We start from the raw sequence: 24,049 nt of genomic DNA on the forward strand, positions 1-24,049 counted from the left end.
GCGCCGCCCGTTAGCGGGGCGGCGCGGACAAATCAATCAGCTTTCGTCCTGGGTATCGCCGGTATCAACACCGAGATCGTCGTCACCGCCCAGATCGACTTCCTCATCGACCGAGGGTTCACCCTCGTCGATGTCCAGATCGTCGTCGCCGCCGCCCAGGACTTCATCGTCCTCCTGCTTCGCTACCTCTTTCTTGGGAGCGTCGAACGGCAGTGGCTGCTTGGACTTGAGAACCGGCTCCGGTTCCCAGGCATAGCCGCAATTGATGCACTGGACGGGATCGTCCTTGGTCAGATCATAGAAACGCGTTGCGCATTTCGGGCAGGTGCGTTTGCTACCCCATTCAGGCTTCACCATCTGGTCGCCTTGCCTCCAAGTTCGTCAAAAAGAAAAACAGCGGCGCACCGGCTTCGATGCCCCGCCAATCGGCGCGCGCCTTGCCATAGCCAAATGGCGCTGTCAAAAGCCGCGCGCTCCCGACCGGTCCGAGATAGGAACGCATGTCCCACGACGCCAGCCCGCGCCCGATGGCCTTTGCCCGTAGCGGACCGTTGAGCGGCGTTGTGCGCGTGCCCGGCGACAAGTCGATCAGCCACCGTTCGCTGATGCTGTCGGCGCTGGCGGTGGGCGAGAGCCGCATCGAGGGCCTGCTGGAGGGCGAGGACGTACTGGCCACCGCCGCAGCGATGCGGGCGATGGGCGCGACGATCGAGCGTGGCGCGGATGGCGCCTGGACAGTCTCCGGCGTGGGCGTCGGCGGGCTGCTGCAGCCGGAGACCACGCTCGACATGGGCAATAGCGGCACTTCCACGCGCCTGTTGATGGGGCTCGTCGCGAGCCACTCCATCACAGCGACCTTCATCGGCGACGCCTCGCTGTCGCGGCGACCGATGAATAGGGTGATCGAGCCTCTATCGCTGATGGGCGCCGATGTGACCGTTTCGCCCGGCGGGCGCCTGCCTCTGATGCTGCGCGGTCTCTGCCCCGCCGTGCCGATCATTTATCGCCTGCCCGTCGCCTCGGCGCAGGTGAAGAGCGCCGTGCTGCTGGCCGGTCTCAACACGCCCGGCATCACGCGCGTGATCGAGCCGGTGCCGACGCGCGATCATAGCGAACGGATGCTGAAAGGCTTCGGCGCTGACCTGACGGTCGAGGTGGAGAATGGCGAGCGCCACATTCGCATCCGCGGGGAGGCGGAGTTGAAGCCGCAGCACATCGTGGTGCCGGGTGACCCCTCCTCGGCTGCTTTCCCGCTGGTCGCGGCGCTGATCGTGCCCGGATCGGCGGTGACAGTCGAGAATGTCGGTGTGAACCCGACTCGCGCGGGGCTTTACGAAGTGCTGCGCATGATGGGCGCGGAGATCGCCTTTTCGAACCCGCGCGAAGTCGGCGGCGAGCCGGTCGCGGACATCACCGCCTGCTTTTCGACCCTGTCGGGCATCGACGTGCCGCCGGAGCTGGCGCCGTCGATGATAGACGAATTCCCGATCCTGTTCGTCGCCGCCGCCTTCGCCCAGGGCCGCACCGTGATGCGCGGGCTGGAGGAATTGCGCGTTAAGGAATCGGACCGGATCGCGACGATGGCCGAAGGGCTGCGGGCGATCGGCGCGCGGGTCGAGGAATTGCCCGACGGCCTTATCGTGGAAGGCACGGGAGGCGAGCCGCTGGCCGGCGGAACGACGGTCGCGTCGCGCCTCGATCACCGTATCGCGATGAGCTTCGCCGTTGCCGGCCTCAACAGCCTCGCTCCGGTCGAAATCGACGACATGGGCCCGGTGGCGACCAGTTTTCCGAACTTTACCAACCTGATTGAGCAGTTGAGCGTACCCCAGTCATGATCATCGCCGTCGATGGACCGGCTGCCAGCGGCAAGGGCACGATCGCCCGGGCAATCGCGGCGCACTACAAGCTGCCGCATCTGGATACGGGACTGCTCTACCGCGCGGTGGGACAGACAGTGCTCGACCGCGGCAGCGACCCGGCAAGCGAAGCCGATGCCGTGGCGGCCTGCGACTTCGCAGATGCGATGCTCGCCGACCCGCGCCTGAAGGAAAGCGCCGCGGGCAATGCAGCCTCGGTCGTTTCGGCTCATCCGAAGGTCCGCGAGGCGCTGATCGCGCGGCAGCGAGCCTTTGCAACGCAGAATGGCGGCGCGGTGCTCGACGGGCGCGACATCGGCACGGTGATCGCACCGGAGGCCGACGCGAAGCTGTTCGTGCGCGCGACCTCCGCGATCCGCGCGCGGCGACGGCATGATGAACTGGTCCGCGCGGGCGCGAAGATCAGCTTCGACAAGGTGCTGGCCGACATCAAGGCGCGCGACCTGCGCGACTCGACACGCGCCACCGCGCCGCTCCGGCAGGCGCCGGACGCGGCGCTGCTCGATACCAGCTTCATGTCGATCGAGGCGGCGATCCGCCACGCGATCCAATTGGTCGAGCGGCAGATCGCCGAGCGTTAAGGGACGTCGGCTCTTAGTAGCGGCGGACGCGGATCACGCGGCAGCTGCGGACCTTGCGGTGATGCTGCCACCGCGTGGTGCAGACGCGCTTCGTGCGCCAGCCGCGGTTGCCATGCACCACCTGCTTCACCGTGGTGCGTGTCGTCGTGTGAGTTTCGACGCGGTCCGGCTGCGCCGCGACCATCGCGAACGGCAGCGAGGTGACCGCAACGGCTGCGGCAGCGGCAAGCGCAAACAACTTCATGGACGTCTCTCCCGTTTCTTTTGCGTATCGACTAACCCGCGAGCGCCACTTCGGTTTCCGAGGGCGTCTCGCCTTGCCTTTCGAGCGCTTCTTCCCTATGTGCGCCCCCGTCCAGCGAGGCGATTGCGCTCGCGGAAAGGCGCGGCGGTTGATCCGGCGCGCCCTTTTGGCTTTTCAACGATCAGCCTTTTTCCGCACGCGACCGTTGAGACGGATGCTCTTCCGGCATGGGGCCGGCGGGGCGGATTGGCCTTGTTCTCCAAAGCCTTGGGCGAAGGAGGATAGACCGCCGGAACCAACCGGCTGGCCAGCAATGCATGTCCCGGCGAAGGCCGGGATCAGTCCAGGAAGACCTTATCTTTATGGCGACAGCCGCTTTTCCAACCCGCGACGATTTCGCGGCCCTCCTCAACGAAACGCTTGGCGACAACGAAGGCTTTGAAGGCCGGGTCGTCAAGGGCACCGTCACCGCGATCGAAAACGACATGGCCGTGATCGACGTCGGCCTGAAGTCCGAAGGCCGCGTGCCGCTGCGCGAGTTCGCAGCGCCGGGCCAGAAGGCCGAGCTGAACGTCGGCGACGAAGTCGAAGTGTTCGTCGACCGTGTCGAGAACATGCATGGCGAAGCGATGCTGTCGCGCGACCGCGCGCGCCGCGAAGCCGCCTGGGACAAGCTTGAAACCGAATTCACCGCCGGCAACCGCGTCGACGGCGTGATCTTCGGCCGCGTGAAGGGCGGCTTCACCGTCGATCTGGGCGGTGCCGTGGCGTTCCTGCCCGGCTCGCAGGTCGACATCCGTCCGGTCCGCGACGTGCAGCCGCTGATGGACATCCCCCAGCCCTTCCAGGTGCTGAAGATGGATCGACGCCGCGGCAACATCGTCGTGTCGCGCCGCGCCGTCCTCGAAGAGACCCGCGCCGAGCAGCGCACCGGCCTGATCCAGAGCCTGCACGAAGGCCAGGTGATCGACGGCGTCGTCAAGAACATCACCGATTACGGCGCGTTCGTGGATCTGGGCGGCATCGACGGCCTGCTCCACGTCACCGACCTCAGCTACAAGCGGGTCAATCACCCGTCCGAAGTGCTGAACATCGGCGACACGGTGAAGGTGCAGATCATCCGCATCAACCGTGACACCCAGCGCATCTCGCTCGGCATGAAGCAGCTTGAGAGCGATCCGTGGGAAGGCGCCGCCGCCAAATACCCGATCGGCGCGAAGCTGCATGGCCGCGTGACGAACATCACCGAGTACGGCGCGTTCGTCGAGCTTGAGCCGGGCATCGAAGGCCTGGTCCACGTCTCCGAAATGAGCTGGACCAAGAAGAACGTGCACCCGGGCAAGATCGTCAGCACGAGCCAAGAAGTCGACGTCATCATCCTTGAGGTGGACGAAGAGAAGCGCCGCATCTCGCTCGGCCTGAAGCAGGCGCAGCAGAATCCGTGGGAAGCGTTCGCCGAGAAGCATCCGGTGGGCAGCCAGGTCGAAGGCGAAGTCAAGAACGCCACCGAGTTCGGCCTGTTCATCGGCCTCGACAACGATGTCGACGGCATGGTCCACATGTCCGACATCGCCTGGGGCGTTTCGGGCGAGGACGCGCTGCACCTGCATCGCAAGGGCGAGATGGTTCAGGCCATCGTGCTCGACGTCGATGTCGAGAAGGAGCGTATCTCGCTCGGCATGAAGCAGCTTGAGCGGGGCGCTCCGGCGGCCGGCGCGGCGGCTTCGGGCGGCTCGCTCCGCAAGAACGAAGTCGTCACCGTCACCGTGCTCGAAGTCCGCGACGGCGGCCTCGAAGTGCAGGCGGGCGAAGACGGCGCGACCGGCTTCATCAAGCGTTCGGACCTCGGCCGCGACCGCGACGAGCAGCGCTCTGAGCGTTACCAGGTCGGCCAGAAGTTCGACGCGATGGTCACCGGCTTCGATCGTTCGAAAAAGCCGACCTTCTCGGTCAAGGCGATGCAGATCGCCGAAGAGAAGCAGGCCGTTGCCCAGTACGGCTCGTCCGATTCGGGCGCGAGCCTCGGCGACATTCTCGGCGCCGCGCTCAACAAGGCCAAGGAAGGCAAGTAAACATAGATCAACCGCCACTCGGGCAACCGGGTGGCGGTTTTTTACAACCCGACTCGCGCAAACGGGGCGGTTGCGCTATGTTCAGCACCGGAATTGTCGGGTAGCAGACAATCTGGCGGTCTGGGGGGATCGTCGTTAACGTTTGGGGGACCAGCGCCTGGGACGTCCGGGCGGCGGTCCGACATGGAACCGCCTGCTGAAAGGAAGTCTATGATCCGGTCCGAACTGGTCCAGATGCTCGCCGCGGACAATCCCGGCCTGTCCATCAAGGAGATCGACAGGATCGTGACGATCTTCTTCGACGAGATCAGCCAACGCCTGGCCGATGGCGGCCGCGTCGAGCTACGCGGCTTCGGCGCCTTTTCCACCCGCGGGCGCGATGCGCGAACTGGCCGCAACCCGCGCACCGGCGAAACCGTCGCCGTGGACGCGAAGCGCGTGCCTTATTTCAAGCCCGGCAAGGAAATGCGCCAGCGCCTGAACGTCTGAACGTTCAGTCCCGACTCGCGACGCGCGTCGTATCGACGCCGTCGCGGCCATAGGCATCATCCAGGAACTGCACCTGCCCGTCGCTCGCGACGGCCGTCAGGTACGTCAGGTATACGGGGACGGGACGCGCGAGCGCGACATTCTGCTCCGGATGCTCGGTCGCGGTATCCAGCGGCTTGCCGAACAGCCACGCGCCGAGCCGCTGCGCATCCTCCATCCGCACGCAGCCCGAGCTGAAATAGCGCACAGGCTTGGCGAACAGCTCGCGCTCCGGCGTGTCGTGCAGATAGATGCCGAGATCGTTGGGGAACATGAACTTCACTTTCCCCATCGCATTGGTCGGCCCGGGGAGCTGGCGCACCCGTATCTCCTGCGCGCCGGCGGCAACCGCGTGCCAGTCGATCGCGCCAGCATCGAGCGGCTGCGCCTGCGCGCTCCAGTCCGTCAACGCCTCGAAGCCCAATTTCTGCATGGTGCCGCCGGTCAGGATGCCGGTAGCGGCCTTCTTCTGAACGAGATCGGGCGGGACGTTCCAATAGGGGTTGAGGATCGCGTAGCGGACCATGCCGGCCAACATCGGCGTCTGCTCGGTCGGCTTTCCGGCCACGACTTTCATCCGGCCGGCCTCCATCCCGTCGTCATAATAGACGAGCTGCTGGGCGGCGACATTGACCGTGATGTGGCGCACATTGGGGCCGGGCAGCAGCCGCGCGCGATCGAGATTGACTGTAAGCTTGCGGTCGTACCAGCCGGGGCTACGATTGAGCGCGGCGATGGTCGTCGCACCGCCCGCGCCGTCGGCCTTCAGCCCGTGTGCGGCCTGGAAGTCGCGCAGCGCCGACGCGAGCGGCGCGTCGAACCTGTCTCCGGGCTGCAAACCGAGGCGAGAGCGAAGCAGCCGAACCCGCGTTCCCTTCGCTCCGGTCTTCAACATCGGCCCGGCAGGAATCGTGACCTGCGGCAGCGTGTCCCACTTCGCGCGCCGTTCCGCGAGCGCCTTGCGCAGCCCGGAATAAGCCGGATCCATCCAGCCCATCGTCGTTACATAGGTGCCGACGTCCGTTGAGAGCGCGGCGCCGCGCAGCGCTTCGGTCTCGGTCAGCTTCTTGGGGACGAGTTCTTCGTCGAGATAGCGGATCTGGGCCGTGGGCGCGCGGCGGACATCGCGGATGTAGCGGGCGAGCGCCTGCGACAAGGCAAGCTCCGCCTTCGCCAGCGCGTCGGGGCCACCGCCGCCTGCCGCCTCGACCGCCGCCTTGAGCTCGCGCGGCCGATAATCGCGCGGATCGAGACCATCGAGATCGGCGGTTTCCAGATAGGAGATCAGCCGGTCGGCCGCGGGCGTGACCGCGCCGTCCTTGACCCAGATCGGCCAAAAGCCGCGCGATACGTAAACCGGCTTCAGCTTGCCGCCGGCGTCGGCCTTGATGGCCAGCGCAACGCTATCCGTCCCCAATTGCGCCGAAGCCGTGGCGAGGGGCGACCCCATGAGCAGCGCAGCGACGAGCGCGCCGCGAACCTTCCTGTGCAACGTAACTCTTCTCCGCTTCCCAGGCAGCAAGCGAGCGCCGCCCCTGCGAAAGGGACAACGCTCGCCCGGGGCAATTAGATGCCGCGTTCGCCCGATGGAGCCGGCGGCGGCGGGGGCGGCGGAAGCGGGCACGGCGGCGCCTGATAGGCGACATACACGCCGTCGCGCGTGTAATAGCCGTCGACGATGCCATCACCGTTGCGGTCGGCAGCAACCGTGCCGATGATCGCACCCGGTCCGACCGGCGGAGCCGGTGCGACGGCGACGTCTTCCGTATTGGCGCAAGCGCTCAGGCCGATGGAGCCGGCCAACAGCAGAGTTATAGTCAGGACCCTCATGTTCTTGTCTCCCGGAACAGCGACCCTCCGCACCAGAAGCGGCGGTTCGCATCAGGCGAACGTCAGGCATGAAGACTCGTTCCCGGCCGGCAACGGTGTTCCGTGCGGATCGCGAGCCGAAGCGAGGATCGAGGCCCCGCCGGCGAGAAAAGGGTAAATCGCCGGCGGGGTCCGTCGCGGGAGTCCCTAGTGTGCGACCCGCCCCCGCGAAGCCCGAAGCGCGCTTCGGGCTGGTAAGAAACGACAACGCCGCGGAGGCCGATTGGATCTCAGCGCGATCAGCTAACTTGGATGAAGTGCCGCGTGGCTGCGACGAACGCACGGCAACCAGCCATCGCTGGATCGCCTAACGCAGCAGCACCAGTTCCTCGGCCATGCTCGGGTGGAGCGCGACCGTGTCGTCGAATGCTTTCTTGTTGAGCCCAGCTTTCACCGCGACGGCGGCGGCCTGGAGTATCTCGGCCGAATCCGGGCCGATCATGTGGAGGCCCAGGATCTGGTCTGTCTCCGCATGGCAGATCATCTTGTAGAGCGCGCGTTCGTTGCGGTTGGCGAGGACGTTCTTCATCGGCCGGAAGTCCGACGAATAGACCCGCACCGCGCCGTATTTCTGCTTGGCCTGGCTTTCGGTGAGGCCGACGCCGGCGAGCGGCGGATGGCTGAACACGGCGGACGGGATGCAGTGATAATCGACGCGCCACGGCTTGTTGCCGAACACCGTGTCGGCAAAGGCCTGGCCCTCGCGGATAGCGACGGGGGTGAGCTGCACGCGGTTGGTGACGTCGCCCACGGCGTAGATGCTGTCGACCGACGATTTGCTGTCCTCGTCGACAACCACCGCGCCCTTGGCGTCGAGCGTCACGCCCGCTTCCTCGAGGCCAAGCCCCTTGGTGTGCGGCTCGCGGCCGGTCGCGAACAGGACGAGATCGACGTCGATCGGCTCGCAGCTATCGAAGGTCACGCGCAGGCCCTCGTCGGTCTTCTCGATGCTTGAGAAGCGCGAGTTGAACTGGAACTTGATGCCCTTGGTCATCGAAATCTGCAGCAGCCGGTCGCGGATGCTTTCGTCATAGCCGCGCAGGATCACGTCGGTGCGATTGACGATGGTCACGTCCGCGCCGAGCTCATGGAAAATGCCGGCGAATTCGTTGGCGATATAGCCGCCGCCCGCGATCAGCACCCGCTTCGGCAGCTTCTCGAGATGGAAAACTTCGTTGGACGTAATCGCGTGCTCGACGCCGGGCACATCGGGACGCGCGGGCCATGCGCCGGTGGCGATCAGGATGTAGCGCGCAGTAACCTCGCGCCCGCTTGCCAGCCTGACGCTGTTGGGGCCGCTGACGGTTGCGCGCTCGAGGATGATCTCGACGTCATTGTTGTTGAGCGTCGTCGTATAGGCCTGGTTGAGCCGATCGACTTCGGCCAGGACATTGTCGCGCAGCGTCGGCCAGTCGAAGCGGCAGTCCGGCACGTCCCAGCCGAAGCGGCGGGCGTCGGCCAGATCCTCGGCGAAATGCGCGCCATAGACGAGCAGCTTCTTCGGCACGCAGCCGCGGATCACGCAGGTCCCGCCGACCTTGTGCTCCTCGGCAAGCGCCACTTTCGCGCCATGCGCCGCCGACACGCGTGCCGCGCGCACGCCGCCCGATCCGCCGCCGATGACGAACAGATCATAGTCGAACTCAGCCATTCGGTCCTCCTGGGCGCAATCTGGTGGCGGCACGGCGGTCGCGCCAATGTCGTTCCGGTATCGAGTCTATCGCCGCGGCTCCAGCCAGACCGCCTTTTGCGCGAAATCGGTGGTGATCTTGAAGCGGCGCAGCAGCTTGACCCCGATATTGGCATCGGCCGCATTCGATTGCTCGTCGATGGCGGCGCGGACATTGCGGAAAGTCACGCCGGCGATGCGGACCGACATGAGCGTGACGATCTTGCGAGGCACCGCGCCACCGATGCCACCGCCCTGCTCCGTCGCATGGACGCGCTTCAGCAGCCCGGTCCTCGCCGCATAAGCCTTGCCAATCAGCATGTCCGAGCCATTGCCGAGGTCGAACTCCGCCTGCACCGGCGGGCTGCCTTCAATGGAAATCGGCACCGTCTCGATGCCATGCGCCGTCGTCAGCGGCAGGCGAACGCCGCGCGGCGCGATGGTGCGCGGAACCGCATCGATCGTGCCGCCTTCTATGTCGATGCGAAAGCGCGCCGCATCGAACAGGTCGCGGCCGACTATCGCGTCGAGCGGATGGCCGAACAGGCGCTTGCCCAGATCGTCGAGGTCGAGCACGCCGACCGTCGTGTCGGGGACTGTAACCCCCGCCGCCTCGACGCGAACATGCTCGATCAACTGCGCATCTGCCTTGCCGCCAGAGCCGCGCGCGGTGACGTCCCTACCCCGCGCCAGGCCGATGCGCCCCGCGAAGCCGTCGTCGAGCAACGTCGCCTCGGCGGCGGAGTCGAGCACGGCTTCGGTCGCAGTGCCGTTGATCGTCGCGGCAACGAACAGCCGATCGCCGTGCACGGTCAGCGCCGCCGCAGCCGCCAGCAGAGCGATCATGCGAAGGCGCGTCCGATCAGCGCGCGCGTCGAAGCGTCGAAGCCTTCCGTGCCTTCCTGCTCGATCGACTTGGCGATCTGCTTGCCGAGCTCGACGCCGAACTGATCAAACGGATTGATGCCCAGCAGCACGGCATTTGCGAATGTCCGATGCTCGTAAAAGGCGATCAATGCGCCGACGCTGGCCGGATCGACGCGGTCGAGCAGAATCGTGCTGGACGGCCGGTCGCCGGGATAAGCGCGCTGAGGATCGTCGCTGGCCTTGCCCGCCATCAGCGCCGCACCCTGCGCGAAGCAATTGACGAGCAGCGCCCGGTGATGCGCTTCGTCCTGTGCATCGCCAGCCTCGATCGCGGCGACGAACTCGACCGGCACCAGCCGCGTCCCCTGATGGAGAAGCTGGAACACCGCGTGCTGCGCGTCGGTGCCGACGCCGCCCCAGGTGACGGGCGCGCTCGGCCAGGCCAGCGCCTCGCCCGAAGGCGCCACACGCTTGCCGTTCGATTCCATTTCGAGCTGTTGGAGATAGGAGGGCAGCAGCCGCAGCCGCTCGTCGTAAGCGAACACCGCGCGCGTCTCGCAGCCTCGGAGCTGCGAATAATAAAGGTCGGCGAACGCGGCGAGCAAAGGCGCGTTGCGGGCTGGCTCGGCAAAGCGGAAATGCCGGTCCATCTCTGCCGCCCCTTCGAGCAGGCTTTCGAACGAATCCCAGCCAAGCGCCAGCGCGATCGGGAAGCCGATCGACGACCAGAGCGAATAACGGCCGCCGACGCTTTCGGCGAAAGGCAGGATGCGGGTTTCGTCGACGCCCCATTCCATCGCCTTCTCGGGGGCCGCGGTGAGCGCGACGACGCGGCCATAGGGATCCTCGACGCCGTTCTCCGCCATCCAGGCAAGCGCGCTCGCCGCGTTCAGCATGGTCTCGGTTGTAGTGAAGGTCTTGGAAGCGACCACCAGCAACGTCGCGTTCGGATCGAACCGGCGCGTGGCTTCGTCGAGCGCGGCGCCATCGACATTCGAGACCACGGCGACATCGTAGCGGTCGGCGTCGCGGCCAAGCGCGTCGATCAGCAGGTCCGGCCCAAGCGCCGAGCCGCCGATGCCGATGTGCAGCACATGCCGGATTTCCCCGAGCGCGCCGGCCTCGATCGCGTCGATCAGCGCGCGCATGCGCGTGTGGAAGCTCCGCGCCCGCGCAACGCTTTCGGGCGCCCCTTCCCCGCGCTCGGCCGTGTGTTCGGCGGCGCGGTTCTCGCTGGTGTTGATCGCCTTGCCCTGGAACAGCGCATCGCGCGCGGCGGCGAATCCCCGCTCGCCCGCGAGCCGGGCGAAGTCGCCGATCAACCCGTTCGTCAGGTGCGTCTTCGACCAGTCGAAATACACGCCCGCCGCCTCGAGCGTCAGCCGCTCGACTCGCGCCGGATCGGCCTCGAACAACTGCGCGAGCGTTCGGCGCTCAGCATCAACGGGCCACGGATTTCCCATGAACAATCTCCTTGCCCGGCGCTTCTAGAGAGGAGCCAATCTCATGCAAGGAGGTCGACGTGGCGAAAGAGAACGATCCCGACATCATCATCGGGCGAGACGATGCGCAGGTTACGCCGGACAATCACGAGCCTCGCAGAGAAAAGCGCGGCCATCCATTGCCAGATGCCGACAATGCGAGGCACGGCAGCATTCCGGAGCATATCGAGGAAGAACGCCGGGACTAAGTCCCGTCAGTCGCCGACGACCTTGAGCAGCCGCCGCTCGACCGGGGCGAGCACCGGACCGAGCTCATGGCCTCGCTTCAGAACGGTGCCGGCCTCGCCGATCAGCGCCCATTCGCCTTGCCGGTGGCGCAGTGCGGGGCGCTTTTCGATGCGGAACTCCGGCCGTTCGGCGGTGCGCCGGAAGGCACTGAACAGCGCCGCGTCGCGGCCCAGATCGATCGCATAGTCGCGCCACAGGCCGGCCGCGACCATCCGCCCATACAAGTCGAGAATGCGCGTCAGTTCCGGCCGGTCGAAGCCGACCTGCCCCACGCGCTGCCATACCGGAAAAGGGTGGACGTTACTCATCCGAATAGGTCTTGCCGCTCCGCAATCTGCTTGCGCTCGGCGATCAACGCCTCGATGCGCGCCTGCAATTTGTCAATCTCCGCCTTCATGCCTTCCAGCCGCTGGCCGGCCGGATCGCACAGATCGGAGCAGACCGTGCCGTAGGGCACGAAATCCTTCTGATATTGCGTGACGTCGACGAGCGTGGGCTTGGCCGGAATGCCCACCATGATCGCGCCTTCGGTCACGTCCTTGGTCACCACCGCATTGGCCCCCACACGTGCGCCCTTGCCCACGACGATCGGCCCAAGCACCTGGGCGCCCGATCCGACGATCACACCATCTTCAAGCGTAGGGTGCCGCTTGCCGGCAATGCCATTGGCGGGATTGGTGCCGCCTAGGGTCACGCACTGATAGATGGTGACGTTATCGCCGATCTCGGCAGTCTCGCCGATCACCGTGAAGCCGTGATCGATGAACAGGTTGCGGCCGATCTTGGCGCCAGGGTGGATGTCGATCGCGGTCAGGAAGCGCGAGAAGTGATTGACGAAGCGGGCGAGGAAGAACAGCTCGCCTTCGAACAGCCAGTGCGCGACGCGGTGCAGCGCAACCGCCAACACGCCCGGATAGAGCAGGATTTCCCAACGGCTCCGCGGCGCTGGGTCGCGAGCGCGAATGGAATCCAGATAAGCGAAAAGCCGGTTCGCCATGCAGTCTGCCTCCCTTAGCCCCAATATCTAGGAAAGGCGAGGCCGATTGCCAGAGCGGGGCGTTACGCTATGCCAACGATAGCTGGAGTGCATGGACTTTGACCTGGGCCGACCTCATCGCCTTGCTGCCGTTCATCGGCATCGGCTTTGCCGCGCAGCTCGTCGACGGCGCGCTCGGCATGGCATTCGGCACGATCAACTCGACGCTGCTGGTCAGCGCGATGGGCGTGCCGCCCGCTGCCGCGTCCGCAAGCGTGCATGCCGTCGAGACCTTCACGACGGCCGCTTCGGGGCTGAGCCATGCCTATCACCGCAATGTCGACTGGAAGCTGTTTCCGCGGCTGGCGATCCCAGGCGTGATCGGCGGCGTGCTGGGCGCCTATGTGCTGACCCATGTCGATGCCGCAATCGCGCGGCCGTTCGTCATGGCTTACCTCGCGGCGATCGGCTTCTACCTCGTCTATCAAGCGCTGCGCGGGCCGATCGAACCGAAGCGGCCGCGGGTGGTCGAGCCGCTGGGGCTGGTCGGCGGGTTCCTGGATGCGGCGGGCGGCGGCGGATGGGGCGCGATCGTCACCTCCAACCTGCTCGTGCAGGGATCGCAGCCGCGCATGACTGTCGGCACGGCGAGCGCGACCGAGTTCTTCCTGACCGCGACCGTATCGGCAACGTTCATCGCTACGCTCGGCTGGCGCGCATTCACCTTCGCGACGATCGGGCTGCTGATCGGCGGCCTGCTCGCCGCCCCCTTCGGAGCCCTGCTCGTCAAGCGCCTGTCCGCGCGACGGCTGATGGGCTTTGTCGGCAGCCTGCTGGTCGCGACCAGCGCGGCCTCGCTCTACGGCGCCTTAGCCTAGCGCACGCTGCGCGATGTCCGCGTAGATCGCGGTGAGCGCCTCCAGGTCCGCGATCGCGACGGCTTCGTCGAGCTTGTGCATCGTCGCGTTGGGCAGGCCGAATTCGACCACCGGGCAGAGTTTCGACAGGAACCGCGCGTCGGACGTGCCGCCGCTGGTCGACAGTTCAGGCTCTATGCCCGTGCGCTCGCGGATCGCGGCGGCGACCAGATCGGAGAGCGCACCGGGCTCCGTCAGGAACGCTTCGCCCGATACGCGCGGCGTGATGATCGCGTTCGGCGCTTCGGCGAGCACGATGTCGCGGATGCGCGCGGCAAGGTCGTCGCCTTTGTGCAGGTCGTTGAAGCGGATGCTGAGCCGCGCCTTGGCGCGGAGCGGGATGACGTTGGTCGCCGGGTTGCCGACTTCGAGGTCGGTCACTTCGATGTTGGAGGGCTGAAACCAGTCGGTGCCCTGGTCGAGCACGATCGCGTCGATCTTCGCCAGCGCGCGCACCAGCCTGGGGATCGGGTTATCGGCGAGGTGCGGATAGGCGACATGGCCCTGGGTGCCCGGCACCTCGATCCAGATATTAACCGAGCCGCGGCGGCCGATCTTGATCGTGTCGCCCAACCGATGAACCGAAGTGGGTTCACCGACCAGACAGAGATCCGGCTTAAGGTCGTGTTGGGCCATGCGGTCGATCAGCGCGCGGGTGCCGAAGATCGCCGGGCCTTCCTCGTCGCCGGTCAGGATCAGGCTGATCGTGCCGCGCTTTTGCTCGGTCCGGTCAAGGGCGGCGATGAAAGCGGCGATGGCGCCTTTCATGTCGACCGCGCCACGGCCGTAGAGCACGCCGCCTTTCACTTCGGCGCCGAACGGATCGCCCGACCACCCCTCGCCCGGCGGCACTACGTCGAGATGGCCGGCAAACGCGAAATGCTTGCCTCCCTCCCCGCGCCAGGCCAGCAGGTTCTCGACCGGACCGTCCGGCGCTTCGCCGGCAATGAAGCGGTCGACCGTGAAGCCCCGCTCGCGCAGCATCGCTTCGGTCGCGTCGAACACCGCGCCGCGTGCAGGCGTGATGCTGGGGCACGCGATCAGCCGCTTGGCAAGCTCCACCGCGTCCGACATCATTCCTCCATGCCCAAGCTCGCCCTCGACCAAATCCCGCAGACGAATGCAACCGGCTATCCGCCCGAATATGCGGTGCAAGTGAAGGAACGCTGGTACCGACGCCTCGCGCCTGCATCCGGCATCACCGATTTCGGCGCGAGCCATGTCGTGCTGAAGCCCGGTGCATGGTCCTCGCAGCGCCACTGGCACGAAGGCGAGGACGAGATGGTGGTAATGATCTCGGGCGAAGCGACTTTGGTCGACGACAATGGCCGCACGCCGATGCGCGCCGGGGACATCGCCGCTTTCCCGAAGAACGACGGCAATGGCCATGTGCTGATCAACGAGGGCGCTACGGACTGCGTCTATGTCGCGATCGGGCGGCCGTCGGCGACCGACTGCCATTATCCCGATATCGACATGCACCTGTTCGCCGAGAACGGCTTCCAGACGCGGAAGGACGGCAGCCGGTTCGAATGAGTTGAAATGAGAAACGGCGGCCCGTCACCAGACGAGCCGCCGTCCCCATCGTTCACATCGTCAAAGGATCAGGCGAACACCACCTTGGTGGAGCGACGGCGCATCGCCGCGCCGACCAGGCCGAAGCCGCCCAGCATCATCGCCCAGGTCGCCGGTTCGGGAACCGCCGCCGCTTCGAAGTTGACGTTGAAGTTGTTGCCGTTCGGCGACCGAACATCGACGTTATCGATGAAGCCGACGAAGTTGCTGCCGAAGCCACTGCCCGCGCCGAAGCTCAGGCCGGTCACATAGGCGTTCGACGAGAACAGCGAGTGCCAGTCGCCGACCACGCGGTTCTGCTGCGCGCCGTTCAGCAACAAGGTTCCGTTCGTGCCGTTGGCGAGCGAGTAGCCCGCCCCCGCATTGGCGAGGAAGGTCGCGGCGCCTTCGCGGATGTTCAGATAGAAGGTCGAGTCGGCACCGGCATTCTGCCAGCCTGCAGCCGGAGCCACGCCCGCGGTGCCGCCGTTATAGACGCCTTCCCAGATCATCTCGGCACGAACGTCGCCGTCGATGATGTGCGCGCGAACCGCAGGAGTGTTGTGCGCACCGGCCCCGTTGCTCGGCGTCGCGACCTGCCAGTCGAAGGTCAAGGTGTTCAGATCGTTGAAGCTGAACAGTGCCTGCGAGGCAGATGCCGGGTTGAAGGCATCGTTACGAAACATGTTGCCGATCACATAACGCGCACGGTCGCCGTGAATCTCGAGCGAACCGTTGCCGTTGCGCGGAGCCGCCGTGGAAACGAACCCGGTCCCGGTGTCGGGCGTATCATAGGCGTAGATCGGGCCCGACGGACCCGAGACGGGCAGAGTCTGCACGCCAGGGCCAATGACGAGATTGTAGTCGTCAGCCCGTGCGGCCGAGGCAAGCGAGACCGTGGCCGCCACAGCGGCAAAAACAACAGCGATTTTCATTGATAACCCCCGTTTGAAAGTTGGAACGACTTTTGTTTTCTTATCGGGCGATCCGCGGGGGAGGCTAACAGACTGTGCCCTGTTTACAAGCCGTTAACTGCATAAAAACCTGATCCGAAACGGAACATCAACGCGCGCTCCACCACCAGACGCCGTCGCGCTCCTCGTGGCTCGCGCGTCCGCGCCGTTCCAGATAGCGGAGATGGGCGAGCGTCTCGCCCGTCGCCATGCCGAGCAGATTTTCGTCGATCGCGCGGGCGAACAGCGCTCCGAAGCAATCGACAGCGCGGCGCGGCGACTCGCGCAGCCGCTCCTGCAGTCGCTCGAGCTGCTTGTGGTGGCCGTCGATCAAGGCGTCGAGCCGGGCGTGAAGACCAGTAAAGGGCGGTCCATGCGCCGGCAGCACCAGCAGATCGGCCGGTAGGTCGGCACGAAAACGCGCAAGGCTGTCCAGCCATTCGCGCAAGGGATCGCCTTCGGGCTCCAATGTCGTCACCGACACGATCGAGCTGATCCGCGGCAAGACCTGGTCGCCCGAGATCATCACACGCGTGGCGTCATTGACGAGGCACAGATGCTCGGGGCTGTGGCCGCTGCCGACCACGGCGCGCCAGTCGCCCAGCCGGTCGCCGGCCTGAACGCGCACATAGCCTTCGGGCATCCGGTGCACCGCGCGGGCGAAATTGCCCCACCCCCCGCTCGCGGCCGCTTCGATCTGCTCGTCGATCCAGCCGGCGGCGCGCCATTGCATCCGCACGTCCTCAGGCGGCTCGGGCCGCGCATCGGCGACCAGCAGCCGCGCGGTAAGATATTCGCCGCGGGTCATCCACAAGCGCACGCCGAACTTCCGCGTCAGCCAGCCGGCGAGTCCCAGATGATCGGGGTGCATGTGCGTAACGATCACGCGCGTGATGGCGCGCCCGGCGAGCGGTCCGGACAGGACGCCGCGCCAGGCTTCCTTGCAGACATCCAGCGGCAAGCCGGTATCGACGATCGCAACGCCGTCGCCATCGTCCACCGCCCAGACGTTGATGTGCTTGAGAGGCCCGGGCACCGGCAGCCGCGCCCAGCGAACGCCGGGCGCGACGACGATCAGCTCGCCCGGCTCGGGCGCCCGATCGTCGAACGGATAATGCAGGCCCTTGTGGCGGGCCGGGCTGGCGTGATGGTCCGCCAGCGACGCGTCGGGCGCGCGGCTCACCCCCGCTTGAACGGATCGGCGAAGGCCGGATGGTTGGGAGCCTGGAGCTCGCCCTCTGCGGCTGCGTCGGCTTCGCGTGCCGCGCGCTCGCGCTGGGCGCGCAGTTCCTCGATCAGGGCCTCGCGATCGCTGTCGATCCGGGTATCCGCCTGCGCTTCGATGCCGGCTGCCTTCGCGGCCTTGGCCACCGCCGCGTCGAGCTCGCGCTGGGTGGTGAGGCCCAGCGTCACCGGGTCCTTCGGCGTGATGTTGGCAATGTTCCAGTGGCTGCGGTCGCGGATCGCGGCGATCGTCGTGCGGGTGGTGCCGATCAGCTTGCCGATCGCGCCGTCCGAGACTTCGGGATGATTGCGGATGATCCATGCGATGCCGTCGGGCTTGTCCTGACGCTTGGAGACCGGCGTGTAGCGCGGCCCCTTGGTGCGGCGGATCTGCTCCGGGCCTTTCAGGATCTGAAGACGGTAGTTCGGGTCCTTCTGGCCCTTTTCGATCTCGTCCATCGTCAACTCGTGCGCGCGGACGGGATCGCGGCCGGTCAGCTTGGTCGCTGCGGTGTCGTCGGCGATCGCCTGCACTTCAAGCACGTGAAGGCCGCAGAAATCGGCGATCTGCTGAAACGAAAGCGACGTATTGTCGACCAGCCACGAAGCGGTCGCATGCGGCATGAGCGGCTGAACCAAGGAAACCTCCAAAAACAAATAGGGCCGCCCCTTCACGGAGCGGCCGAATATCGAAGCCGATCTAGGCGCAGTGAGGCCAAGAGGCAAGCATGGTCGCGCGGAACCGGATCATGCTTAACGCGTATCGCCTGCGGCGCTCCAAGAGCGCCGCGAAAAACAGGGAGGTGACATGAAACTCAAGATATTGGCCGCAGGGGCGGCCTTGGCTGCATACGCCGGCCCGGCCGCTGCCGCGACAATCGTGCTGCCCACGCGCACCACGGCGGATTATGTCCTGCTCGGTGGCGCCAAGCTGGCCAATCCGCCCGGCGGCCCCGCTACCCTTTTGTCGGTGACGGTGACTCCGATGGGCTCCGGAATGCTGCTGCTCGGGCCGGTCGAAACGAACTATGCAGGCATTTCTTTGGGACCGGTCGTCGCCGGCCAGACTTACACCTTCACACCCAACGCCGTCCTCTATTCCAACGGCAACAAGTACGGATATTGGTTCAGCGACCTGAGAGTGGCGACAGATCATAATATCCCGCAACTCGCGACATATTCGAACATCACCATCGAACTCGGCTCCAACTTCGCGCCGATTCCGGAGCCCGCGACCTGGGCCGCGATGACGATCGGCTTCGGCCTGCTCGGCTTCTCCGCGCGCCGCCGTCCCAGCCCCGCCGCTGCATGAAACCACAAGGCCGGGCGCTTTCTGCAAGCTCCCGGCCGATGATGGCGCCAAGCGTCCGAGCCCGCCCTTAGGGCTGCATCTGCCTCAGTTGATCCATCGGCATCGGCATCATGTTCGTGTTGAGATGGGCCATGATCCACATCGACCCGGTCACGATCAGGAATACGACGAGAATCCCGAAGGCGAGCGCCAGCACGTTGTTGGTGTTGTCCGGCCCCGTGGTGATGTGCAGGAAAAAGACCAGGTGGACGCCCATCTGCGCAATCGCCAGCACGAGCAGCGCGACCGGAATCGACGGCGCGTAGATCAGCCGGGTGTTGGCCAGCACGAAGGCCGCGACGGTCAGGATCACCGAGAAGCCGAGGCCGAGATTGGCATTGGCGATCCAATGGCCCGCGCTTTCGGTCGGCTCGTCGCCGGGCGCATGGTCTTCGCGGTTGTCGAGCCAGCCGGCTTCGCGCCGCGGGTCGGAGTCGATCTCGCTCATGCAATCGCTCCCATCAGATAGACGATGGTGAAGATCCCGATCCAGACGATATCCAGCGCGTGCCAGAACAGGTTGAAGCAGATCAGCCTGTGCACGATTTCCGGCCGGAACCCCTTCACCTGCACCTGGGCCATCATCGTGAGCAGCCACAGCCCGGCCAGCGTCACGTGCAGGCCGTGGAGGCCGACCAGGCCGAAGAACGACGTCGCAAAGCCGCTGATCTGCGGCGTGATGCCCCGGTTCGCGAGATCGATGAACTCCAGCAGTTCCAGCCCCACGAATATGAGACCGAGCAGGCCGGTGATAAGCAGGAAGACCTGCGTCCAGAGCAGGTTGCGGGCATTGGTCGCCGCGAACGACAGGCCGCACGTATAGCTCGACAGCAGCAGCGCCGCAGTCTCCATCCCCACCCGCGGCATTTCGACCAGGTCGCGAATGCCGGGGCCGCCCGCCGTCGCGTTCCGCTGCACCGCGAACGCCGCGAAGAAGCAGGAGAACATCACGATGTCGCTGAGCAGGAATATCCAGAAGCCGTAGCCGACGATGATCCGCTTGTTGGCCGGGCCGGTGGTCCCGTGACCGGCGCCCTCGATCGGCCCTTCCTGACCGTGGCCGCGATGGCCAAGGCGGTGCGGGTCCTCGCGGACGCGCCGGACGGTCTCGACGGCGGCGGGAAGCGACGTGTCGGTCACGCGAGCGCTCCCTCGGCGGCAATCCGTTCGAGCAAGGCCTCGCGCGCCGCGCGCCGCTTGCGCTCGGCCTCCGCGACTTCCTCGACGGGCACATGGAACTCGTGCACGTCGCGCCAGGCGAACACGACGAATCCGGCGAATGCGGCCACAAGCCCCAGGCCAGCGAGCCACCAGATCTGCCAGATTAGCGCAAAGCCGGTCACGCTGGCGAACGCGGCGGTGTAGAAGCCGACGGGCGAATGCACCGGCATCTCGATCGCCTCATATTCGGGCTCGGGCGCCAATTGCTGGGTTTCGATCGCGCGCGTCTTGATGCCCCAATAGGCCTCTTCGCCTTCGACATTTGGCATCACCGCGAAGTTGAAGAAGGGCGGCGGCGACGGCGTCGCCCATTCCAAGGAACGCCCGTCCCACGGGTCGCCGGTCACGTCGCGCAACTTGTCGCGCTGCAGGATCGACACCACCAGCATGATGACCTGGCAGGCCACCCCGACGACGAGCACGGCCACGCCAAGCACCGAAAGCTCCAGCATCCCCCGCCATTCGACGATGTTCACATGCTGCAGCCGCCGGGTCATCCCTTGCAGCCCGAGGATGTAAAGCGGCGTGAACGTGATCCAAAAGCCGAAGAAAGCGAACCAGAACGACGCCTTCCCCCAGCCTTCGTGCAAGCGGAAACCGAATGCCTTGGGAAACCAGAAGTCGACGCCGGCAAACAGGGCGAAAACCACGCCGCCCACGATGACGTTGTGGAAATGGGCGACGAGGAACATCGAGTTGTGAACGAGGAAGTCGGCCGGCGGCACGGCGAGCAGCACCCCGGTCAGGCCGCCGATGATGAACGTGAAAACGAAGCCCAGCGACCACAGCATCGGCACGCTGAAGCGGACGCGGCCGCCATACATGGTGAAGATCCAGTTGTAGATCTTCACACCGGTGCCGACCGCGATCACGCTGCTCGCGATCCCGAAGAAGGTGTTCACCGCGGGGCCGGCGCCCATTGTGAAGAAATGGTGCAGCCACACCATCATGGACACCACGCAGATGAACAGCGTCGCCGCGACCATCGAGCGGTAGCCGAACAGCGGCTTGCCCGAAAAGGTCGAGAAGATTTCGGAGAAAATGCCGAACGAAGGCAGCACCAGGATATAGACTTCCGGATGTCCCCAGGCCCAGATGAGGTTCATGAACATCATCGGGTTGCCGCCCGCGTCGTTCGTGAAATAGTGCCAGCCGAAGAAGCGATCGAGGCTCAGCATGGCGAGCGTCGCGGTCAGGATCGGGAACACGGCGACGATCAGCAGGCTCGAGGCCAGCGCGGTCCAGCAAAAGACCGGCATGCGCAGCAGGCTCATGCCGGGGCAGCGCATCTTCAGCACCGTCGTGACGAAGTTGATGCCCGTCGCCAGCGTGCCGATCCCAGAGATCTGCACCGCCCAGAGATAGTAATCGACGCCTACGCCCGGCGAATAGGTCGCTTCGCTCAAGGGCGGATAGGGCAGCCAGCCGGTACGCGCGAACTCGCCGACGAAGAGCGAGATGTTCACCAGCAGCGCGCCCGTGGCCGTGAGCCAGAAGCTGACCGAGTTCAGCGTCGGAAACGCCACGTCGCGCACGCCCAGCTGCAGCGGCACCAGGAAGTTCATGAAGCCGATCACCAGCGGCATCGCGCCGAAGAAGATCATGATCGTGCCGTGGGCGGAGAAGATCTGGTTATAATGCTCGGGCTCCAGATAGCCTTGCGAGCCTCCGATCGCGACGGCTTGCTGGGTGCGCATCATGATCGCGTCGGCAAAGCCGCGGACCAGCATCACCAGCCCGAGCAGGCAATACATGATGCCGATATTCTTGTGATCGACGCTCGTGATCCAGTGGTGCCACAGATACGGCCACCAGCGCTTGTAGGTGATGAGGCCCAGCACGCCGGCGATCACCAGGATCAGCACGAAAGACGTGATCAGCGGGATCGGTTGGCTCAGGGGAATGGCGGACCAGCTCAGCTTGCCGAACATCGATCAGTGCCTCCCTCCGGTCGAAACTTCGCGTCCCGCATGCTGCGAGTTCTCGGGCTCCGGGCCGGGGCCGGGCGGGACCTTCTGGCTGGCAATCGCAAGGAACAGCCGCGGATCGACGGCACGGAAAGCGAGCGGTGGAACCGCCTGGCTCTGCTGCGCCAGCTTCGCATAGGTCGGCGAATCCAGCGCCGGTCCCGCCGCGGTTTTGACGCCCGCGGCCCAGGCTTCGAATTGCGGCGGCGGCACGCTCTTCACCTGGAATTGCATGTCCGAAAAACCGTCGCCGCTGAAATGGCCGGACAAGCCGAAAAGCACCCCGGGCCGGTCGGCCTGCAGGTTGAGCTGCGAGACCATCCCCGGCATCGCGTAGATCATGGAACCGAGCCGCGGCACGAAGAAGGTGTTGAAAACACTCGCCGAAGTGATCGAGAAGTGCACCGGCACGCCGGCTGGAACCACGAGCTGGTTGACGGTCGCGATGCCGTGCTGCGGGTAGATGAACAGCCACTTCCAGTCGAGCGAGACGACCTGCACTTCCAGCGGCGGCACCTTGGAGGGTAGCGGCCGGAACGGATCGAGCCGGTTGGAGCCGATCCAGATCACGCCGCCGATGAACATGATGGTGAGGATCGGGATCGACCAGACCACCGCCTCCACTCGCCCGGAATAGGACCAATAGGGCAGATATTCCGCCTTCGTATTCCACGCGCGATATTTCCACGCGATCCAGAAGGCGAGCAGGATCGTCGGGATGACGATCGCCAGCATGATCATGGTCGCGTCGATCAGGATCTTGCTGTCATTGGCGCCGACCGGGCCGGCCGGGTCCAGCACCCCTCCCGAACATCCGCTTATGCCGGCTGCGGTGACCGCTCCGAACCCGATGAGCAGGATACGCTGTACCGATCCCAGTTGGGAGGAAGGACGCATATGGACATACCCCCGCGCGCGGACGCTGCCGATCCAAACCGGATTATCGAACAAAGTTCCGGGAAAAGCACGGCGTATAATCCGGGTTAGCCGGTTTGTACTTCTGCAGCCAGGAAATGGTGCCGAGTGTCCGACTCGAACGGACGACCTACCGCTTACAAGGCGGTTGCTCTACCAGCTGAGCTAACCCGGCGTCGCCACGCCCAATGCGTCATTGCCGCGCGAACGTCCAGCCTGCGCGAGGCCCGGAGGTGCCGGCACTAAAGGGCTTTGCCGAGCAGCGCCTGCAGCCGCGTCCAGGCATGTTCGGCCTGGGGCTGGTTATAGACCGGGCTATCCGGCGGGCACCAGCCATGCATGGTGCCTTTGTAGACTTCGATTTCGGCGGGCTGTTTGCCGGCAGCGAACGCGGCGCGGAGCTTGTCCTTGTCGGCCGGCGCGCGCGCATCGTCGTTCTCCGCGATCGCGATCAGCCAATTCGCCTTCATGGACGGGACCAGCGCCAGCATCGGATCGGTCGCAAGGCCGCCGCCGTGGAATGTGCCCCCCGCCCGGACACGCGCCGGCGAAGCCGCGGCCGTGAGCATCACCATCGGGCCGCCCATGCAATAACCGGTGCTGCCTATGCCGCGTTTCTTGTCGACCTGGGGCTGGGCATCGAGGAACGCGATGAATGCCTTGGCGTCGCGCGTCGTCGCCTCGTGGGTCAGCACTGCCCGCCACGGATCGACCTTCGCCCGGAACGCGTCGTCGAACCCCTGTCCGGTCTTCGCGAACGGCGATTTGGTCGAGCGGTAGAACTGGTTGACGGTCAGCACGGCATAGCCGGCCGCAGCAAGCCGGTCGGCCATTTGCCGGAAGGCCGGACGGAGACCGAAAATATCCGGCCAGACGAGCACGGCGGGGTGCTTGCCAGTGATTGGCGCGACGAAATAGGCATCGCATGTGCCGTCCGACGTCGTGATGGTGACATCGCGTCCGCGAACTTCGGCCGCATCCGCCGAGCTCGGGAGCATCGCAGCCACGCCCAGCGCAGCCGTCGCCGTCCCGAAACCGCGGCGCGTCATCATGTTGGCGTTGTCGGCGGCGGTCAGTTCGTCACACATGGCGATCCCCTTCTGTCGGCGCGTTCGCCGGTTTCGGGCATTCTGCCGCAGCTTGGGGCGACGCCGCAAGCGGAACAGCGACGAGGCGGCGCCCCGCCACCCCTTCCGAATGGCCATCGAATAGACGTCTCGACCGATGCGGGGGCGAAGGCCGCCATTGCCAAGATGAAAGCGTCTGATTAAGGCCCCCAGACCCAACTGCGGAAAAAGCTGCGGAAAAAGTGCGGAAAGACCACTTTCGCGACAACTTTTCCTAGGTGTCTCAGTTGCTTGGCCCGATGGCGGAGTGGTTACGCAGAGGACTGCAAATCCTTGCACGCCGGTTCGATTCCGGCTCGGGCCTCCACACAGTCGCACATTCTGAGGGTCCCTGCCTAGCGCAGAGCCCCCTCGCATGGTCTCTCTCCACGGCCTTCATGGCCGTGGAGGAAATCACCGTTACG

27 protein-coding genes and 2 tRNA genes are annotated in these 24,049 nt (G+C 65.6%); 9 read left to right on the forward strand and 20 right to left on the reverse strand.

Annotation, left to right across the window (positions count from 1 at the left end):
* Positions 1-36: 36 nt before the first annotated feature.
* Positions 37-357 carry a TIGR02300 family protein gene (locus ACFSCW_RS11195; protein ID WP_380889214.1) on the reverse strand — a complete coding sequence of 107 codons (321 nt, stop codon included), beginning with the start codon at positions 355-357 and terminating at the stop codon, positions 37-39.
* Positions 344-502 carry a hypothetical protein gene (locus ACFSCW_RS11200; RefSeq protein ID WP_380889216.1) on the reverse strand — a complete coding sequence of 53 codons (159 nt, stop codon included), beginning with the start codon at positions 500-502 and terminating at the stop codon, positions 344-346. Before ACFSCW_RS11200 ends, ACFSCW_RS11195 begins: the two co-directional genes overlap by 14 nt.
* Here ACFSCW_RS11200 and aroA point away from each other — a divergent pair.
* Both aroA and ACFSCW_RS11210 read left to right on the forward strand, forming a co-directional pair.
* Positions 501-1,838 carry a 3-phosphoshikimate 1-carboxyvinyltransferase gene (gene aroA / locus ACFSCW_RS11205; RefSeq protein ID WP_380889218.1) on the forward strand — a complete coding sequence of 446 codons (1,338 nt, stop codon included), beginning with the start codon at positions 501-503 and terminating at the stop codon, positions 1,836-1,838. The genes ACFSCW_RS11200 and aroA overlap by 2 nt on opposite strands.
* Positions 1,835-2,461 carry a (d)CMP kinase gene (locus tag ACFSCW_RS11210; protein WP_380889220.1) on the forward strand — a complete coding sequence of 209 codons (627 nt, stop codon included), beginning with the start codon at positions 1,835-1,837 and terminating at the stop codon, positions 2,459-2,461. Before aroA ends, ACFSCW_RS11210 begins: the two co-directional genes overlap by 4 nt.
* A gap of 13 nt (positions 2,462-2,474) precedes the next feature.
* On the opposite strand, the gene ACFSCW_RS11215 is transcribed toward ACFSCW_RS11210, so the two are convergent.
* Positions 2,475-2,705: a hypothetical protein gene (locus tag ACFSCW_RS11215; protein ID WP_380889222.1), complete on the reverse strand. Its 231-nt coding sequence runs from the start codon at positions 2,703-2,705 to the stop codon at positions 2,475-2,477.
* Between the two features lie 362 nt (positions 2,706-3,067).
* On the opposite strand from ACFSCW_RS11215, the gene rpsA reads away from it, so the two are divergent.
* Both rpsA and ACFSCW_RS11225 read left to right on the forward strand, forming a co-directional pair.
* The gene (gene rpsA / locus ACFSCW_RS11220) at positions 3,068-4,777 is read left to right on the forward strand and encodes a 30S ribosomal protein S1 (RefSeq protein WP_380889224.1); all 1,710 of its coding nucleotides are present in this window, start codon (positions 3,068-3,070) and stop codon (positions 4,775-4,777) included.
* A gap of 210 nt (positions 4,778-4,987) precedes the next feature.
* The gene (locus ACFSCW_RS11225) at positions 4,988-5,266 is read left to right on the forward strand and encodes an integration host factor subunit beta (RefSeq protein WP_380889226.1); all 279 of its coding nucleotides are present in this window, start codon (positions 4,988-4,990) and stop codon (positions 5,264-5,266) included.
* Positions 5,267-5,270: 4 nt separating this feature from the next.
* Here the strand turns inward: ACFSCW_RS11225 and ACFSCW_RS11230 are convergent, their stop codons facing one another.
* The 5 genes from ACFSCW_RS11230 to pgi all read right to left on the reverse strand — a co-directional run bounded on the left by ACFSCW_RS11230 (position 5,271) and on the right by pgi (position 11,173).
* Complete coding sequence (locus ACFSCW_RS11230) at positions 5,271-6,797, reverse strand: L,D-transpeptidase family protein (protein WP_380889228.1); 1,527 nt, start codon at positions 6,795-6,797, stop codon at positions 5,271-5,273.
* A 74-nt stretch (positions 6,798-6,871) separates the two neighbouring features.
* Positions 6,872-7,135 (reverse strand): hypothetical protein, encoded by a 264-nt coding sequence (locus ACFSCW_RS11235; protein WP_380889230.1) that lies wholly within the window; start codon positions 7,133-7,135, stop codon positions 6,872-6,874.
* Between the two features lie 346 nt (positions 7,136-7,481).
* Positions 7,482-8,825 carry a glutathione-disulfide reductase gene (gene gorA / locus ACFSCW_RS11240; RefSeq protein ID WP_380889232.1) on the reverse strand — a complete coding sequence of 448 codons (1,344 nt, stop codon included), beginning with the start codon at positions 8,823-8,825 and terminating at the stop codon, positions 7,482-7,484.
* Between the two features lie 66 nt (positions 8,826-8,891).
* A complete protein-coding gene (locus ACFSCW_RS11245; RefSeq protein WP_380889234.1) occupies positions 8,892-9,689 on the reverse strand; it encodes an aspartyl protease family protein in 798 nt (265 codons plus the stop codon).
* Positions 9,686-11,173 carry a glucose-6-phosphate isomerase gene (pgi, locus tag ACFSCW_RS11250; RefSeq protein ID WP_380889236.1) on the reverse strand — a complete coding sequence of 496 codons (1,488 nt, stop codon included), beginning with the start codon at positions 11,171-11,173 and terminating at the stop codon, positions 9,686-9,688. Before pgi ends, ACFSCW_RS11245 begins: the two co-directional genes overlap by 4 nt.
* Before the next feature lie 59 nt (positions 11,174-11,232).
* On the opposite strand from pgi, the gene ACFSCW_RS11255 reads away from it, so the two are divergent.
* The gene (locus ACFSCW_RS11255; RefSeq protein ID WP_380889238.1) at positions 11,233-11,400 is read left to right on the forward strand and encodes a hypothetical protein; all 168 of its coding nucleotides are present in this window, start codon (positions 11,233-11,235) and stop codon (positions 11,398-11,400) included.
* A gap of 6 nt (positions 11,401-11,406) precedes the next feature.
* Here the strand turns inward: ACFSCW_RS11255 and ACFSCW_RS11260 are convergent, their stop codons facing one another.
* Together ACFSCW_RS11260 and epsC are read right to left on the reverse strand one after the other, a co-directional pair.
* On the reverse strand, positions 11,407-11,748 hold the full coding sequence (locus ACFSCW_RS11260; RefSeq protein WP_380889240.1) for a DUF2794 domain-containing protein: 342 nt from the start codon (positions 11,746-11,748) through the stop codon (positions 11,407-11,409).
* Positions 11,745-12,437, reverse strand: a complete 693-nt coding sequence (gene epsC / locus ACFSCW_RS11265) for a serine O-acetyltransferase EpsC (RefSeq protein WP_380889242.1) — start codon at positions 12,435-12,437, stop codon at positions 11,745-11,747. Before epsC ends, ACFSCW_RS11260 begins: the two co-directional genes overlap by 4 nt.
* A 98-nt stretch (positions 12,438-12,535) precedes the next feature.
* Between epsC and ACFSCW_RS11270 the strand changes: the two genes are divergently transcribed.
* On the forward strand, positions 12,536-13,294 hold the full coding sequence (locus ACFSCW_RS11270) for a sulfite exporter TauE/SafE family protein (protein WP_380889244.1): 759 nt from the start codon (positions 12,536-12,538) through the stop codon (positions 13,292-13,294).
* Here the strand turns inward: ACFSCW_RS11270 and dapE are convergent.
* Entirely contained in the window at positions 13,286-14,407 is a 1,122-nt protein-coding gene (gene dapE / locus ACFSCW_RS11275) for a succinyl-diaminopimelate desuccinylase (RefSeq protein ID WP_380889246.1), read from the reverse strand. The genes ACFSCW_RS11270 and dapE overlap by 9 nt on opposite strands.
* A 9-nt stretch (positions 14,408-14,416) precedes the next feature.
* On the opposite strand from dapE, the gene ACFSCW_RS11280 reads away from it, so the two are divergent.
* Positions 14,417-14,869 (forward strand): cupin domain-containing protein, encoded by a 453-nt coding sequence (locus tag ACFSCW_RS11280; RefSeq protein WP_380889248.1) that lies wholly within the window; start codon positions 14,417-14,419, stop codon positions 14,867-14,869.
* Positions 14,870-14,937: 68 nt separating this feature from the next.
* Here ACFSCW_RS11280 and ACFSCW_RS11285 read toward each other — a convergent pair whose 3' ends face one another.
* The 3 genes from ACFSCW_RS11285 to ACFSCW_RS11295 all read right to left on the reverse strand — a co-directional run bounded on the left by ACFSCW_RS11285 (position 14,938) and on the right by ACFSCW_RS11295 (position 17,688).
* Entirely contained in the window at positions 14,938-15,822 is an 885-nt protein-coding gene (locus tag ACFSCW_RS11285) for a PEPxxWA-CTERM sorting domain-containing protein (RefSeq protein WP_380889250.1), read from the reverse strand.
* 127 nt (positions 15,823-15,949) lie between these two features.
* Positions 15,950-17,023 carry an MBL fold metallo-hydrolase gene (locus tag ACFSCW_RS11290; RefSeq protein WP_380889252.1) on the reverse strand — a complete coding sequence of 358 codons (1,074 nt, stop codon included), beginning with the start codon at positions 17,021-17,023 and terminating at the stop codon, positions 15,950-15,952.
* Entirely contained in the window at positions 17,020-17,688 is a 669-nt protein-coding gene (locus ACFSCW_RS11295; RefSeq protein ID WP_380890100.1) for a cell cycle transcriptional regulator TrcR, read from the reverse strand. The genes ACFSCW_RS11290 and ACFSCW_RS11295 overlap by 4 nt, the downstream gene beginning before the upstream one ends.
* A 184-nt stretch (positions 17,689-17,872) precedes the next feature.
* Between ACFSCW_RS11295 and ACFSCW_RS11300 the strand changes: the two genes are divergently transcribed.
* Positions 17,873-18,376 carry a PEPxxWA-CTERM sorting domain-containing protein gene (locus ACFSCW_RS11300; RefSeq protein WP_380889254.1) on the forward strand — a complete coding sequence of 168 codons (504 nt, stop codon included), beginning with the start codon at positions 17,873-17,875 and terminating at the stop codon, positions 18,374-18,376.
* Positions 18,377-18,443: 67 nt separating this feature from the next.
* On the opposite strand, the gene cyoD is transcribed toward ACFSCW_RS11300, so the two are convergent.
* The 6 genes from cyoD to ACFSCW_RS11330 all read right to left on the reverse strand — a co-directional run bounded on the left by cyoD (position 18,444) and on the right by ACFSCW_RS11330 (position 23,606).
* The gene (cyoD, locus tag ACFSCW_RS11305; RefSeq protein ID WP_380889256.1) at positions 18,444-18,863 is read right to left on the reverse strand and encodes a cytochrome o ubiquinol oxidase subunit IV; all 420 of its coding nucleotides are present in this window, start codon (positions 18,861-18,863) and stop codon (positions 18,444-18,446) included.
* Positions 18,860-19,555 (reverse strand): cytochrome c oxidase subunit 3, encoded by a 696-nt coding sequence (locus tag ACFSCW_RS11310; RefSeq protein WP_380889258.1) that lies wholly within the window; start codon positions 19,553-19,555, stop codon positions 18,860-18,862. The genes cyoD and ACFSCW_RS11310 overlap by 4 nt, the downstream gene beginning before the upstream one ends.
* Positions 19,552-21,567 (reverse strand): cbb3-type cytochrome c oxidase subunit I, encoded by a 2,016-nt coding sequence (locus ACFSCW_RS11315; RefSeq protein WP_380889260.1) that lies wholly within the window; start codon positions 21,565-21,567, stop codon positions 19,552-19,554. Before ACFSCW_RS11315 ends, ACFSCW_RS11310 begins: the two co-directional genes overlap by 4 nt.
* 3 nt (positions 21,568-21,570) lie before the next feature.
* Positions 21,571-22,500 carry a ubiquinol oxidase subunit II gene (gene cyoA, locus ACFSCW_RS11320; RefSeq protein ID WP_380889262.1) on the reverse strand — a complete coding sequence of 310 codons (930 nt, stop codon included), beginning with the start codon at positions 22,498-22,500 and terminating at the stop codon, positions 21,571-21,573.
* Positions 22,501-22,617: 117 nt separating this feature from the next.
* Positions 22,618-22,693, reverse strand: a tRNA-Thr gene (locus ACFSCW_RS11325).
* Positions 22,694-22,760: 67 nt separating this feature from the next.
* Entirely contained in the window at positions 22,761-23,606 is an 846-nt protein-coding gene (locus ACFSCW_RS11330; RefSeq protein WP_380889264.1) for a dienelactone hydrolase family protein, read from the reverse strand.
* A gap of 272 nt (positions 23,607-23,878) precedes the next feature.
* Between ACFSCW_RS11330 and ACFSCW_RS11335 the strand changes: the two genes are divergently transcribed.
* Positions 23,879-23,952, forward strand: a tRNA-Cys gene (locus ACFSCW_RS11335).
* Positions 23,953-24,049: the final 97 nt, after the last annotated feature.

This window comes from Sphingomonas tabacisoli (genome assembly GCF_042678385.1).
Classification (GTDB): Bacteria; Pseudomonadota; Alphaproteobacteria; order Sphingomonadales; family Sphingomonadaceae; genus Sphingomonas_B; species Sphingomonas_B tabacisoli.

What these genes read in the sequence shown, in the direction of transcription:
- ACFSCW_RS11195 (WP_380889214.1), bottom strand. Translation starts at nt 357, where the DNA reads ATGGTGAAGCCTGAATGGGGTAGCAAACGCACCTGCCCGAAATGCGCA.
- aroA (WP_380889218.1), top strand. Translation starts at nt 501, where the DNA reads ATGTCCCACGACGCCAGCCCGCGCCCGATGGCCTTTGCCCGTAGCGGA.
- ACFSCW_RS11200 (WP_380889216.1), bottom strand. Translation starts at nt 502, where the DNA reads ATGCGTTCCTATCTCGGACCGGTCGGGAGCGCGCGGCTTTTGACAGCG.
- ACFSCW_RS11210 (WP_380889220.1), top strand. Translation starts at nt 1,835, where the DNA reads ATGATCATCGCCGTCGATGGACCGGCTGCCAGCGGCAAGGGCACGATC.
- ACFSCW_RS11215 (WP_380889222.1), bottom strand. Translation starts at nt 2,705, where the DNA reads ATGAAGTTGTTTGCGCTTGCCGCTGCCGCAGCCGTTGCGGTCACCTCG.
- rpsA (WP_380889224.1), top strand. Translation starts at nt 3,068, where the DNA reads ATGGCGACAGCCGCTTTTCCAACCCGCGACGATTTCGCGGCCCTCCTC.
- ACFSCW_RS11225 (WP_380889226.1), top strand. Translation starts at nt 4,988, where the DNA reads ATGATCCGGTCCGAACTGGTCCAGATGCTCGCCGCGGACAATCCCGGC.
- ACFSCW_RS11235 (WP_380889230.1), bottom strand. Translation starts at nt 7,135, where the DNA reads ATGAGGGTCCTGACTATAACTCTGCTGTTGGCCGGCTCCATCGGCCTG.
- gorA (WP_380889232.1), bottom strand. Translation starts at nt 8,825, where the DNA reads ATGGCTGAGTTCGACTATGATCTGTTCGTCATCGGCGGCGGATCGGGC.
- ACFSCW_RS11245 (WP_380889234.1), bottom strand. Translation starts at nt 9,689, where the DNA reads ATGATCGCTCTGCTGGCGGCTGCGGCGGCGCTGACCGTGCACGGCGAT.
- pgi (WP_380889236.1), bottom strand. Translation starts at nt 11,173, where the DNA reads ATGGGAAATCCGTGGCCCGTTGATGCTGAGCGCCGAACGCTCGCGCAG.
- ACFSCW_RS11260 (WP_380889240.1), bottom strand. Translation starts at nt 11,748, where the DNA reads ATGAGTAACGTCCACCCTTTTCCGGTATGGCAGCGCGTGGGGCAGGTC.
- epsC (WP_380889242.1), bottom strand. Translation starts at nt 12,437, where the DNA reads ATGGCGAACCGGCTTTTCGCTTATCTGGATTCCATTCGCGCTCGCGAC.
- dapE (WP_380889246.1), bottom strand. Translation starts at nt 14,407, where the DNA reads ATGTCGGACGCGGTGGAGCTTGCCAAGCGGCTGATCGCGTGCCCCAGC.
- ACFSCW_RS11280 (WP_380889248.1), top strand. Translation starts at nt 14,417, where the DNA reads ATGCCCAAGCTCGCCCTCGACCAAATCCCGCAGACGAATGCAACCGGC.
- ACFSCW_RS11285 (WP_380889250.1), bottom strand. Translation starts at nt 15,822, where the DNA reads ATGAAAATCGCTGTTGTTTTTGCCGCTGTGGCGGCCACGGTCTCGCTT.
- ACFSCW_RS11295 (WP_380890100.1), bottom strand. Translation starts at nt 17,688, where the DNA reads ATGCCGCATGCGACCGCTTCGTGGCTGGTCGACAATACGTCGCTTTCG.
- ACFSCW_RS11300 (WP_380889254.1), top strand. Translation starts at nt 17,873, where the DNA reads ATGAAACTCAAGATATTGGCCGCAGGGGCGGCCTTGGCTGCATACGCC.
- cyoD (WP_380889256.1), bottom strand. Translation starts at nt 18,863, where the DNA reads ATGAGCGAGATCGACTCCGACCCGCGGCGCGAAGCCGGCTGGCTCGAC.
- ACFSCW_RS11315 (WP_380889260.1), bottom strand. Translation starts at nt 21,567, where the DNA reads ATGTTCGGCAAGCTGAGCTGGTCCGCCATTCCCCTGAGCCAACCGATC.
- cyoA (WP_380889262.1), bottom strand. Translation starts at nt 22,500, where the DNA reads ATGCGTCCTTCCTCCCAACTGGGATCGGTACAGCGTATCCTGCTCATC.
- ACFSCW_RS11330 (WP_380889264.1), bottom strand. Translation starts at nt 23,606, where the DNA reads ATGTGTGACGAACTGACCGCCGCCGACAACGCCAACATGATGACGCGC.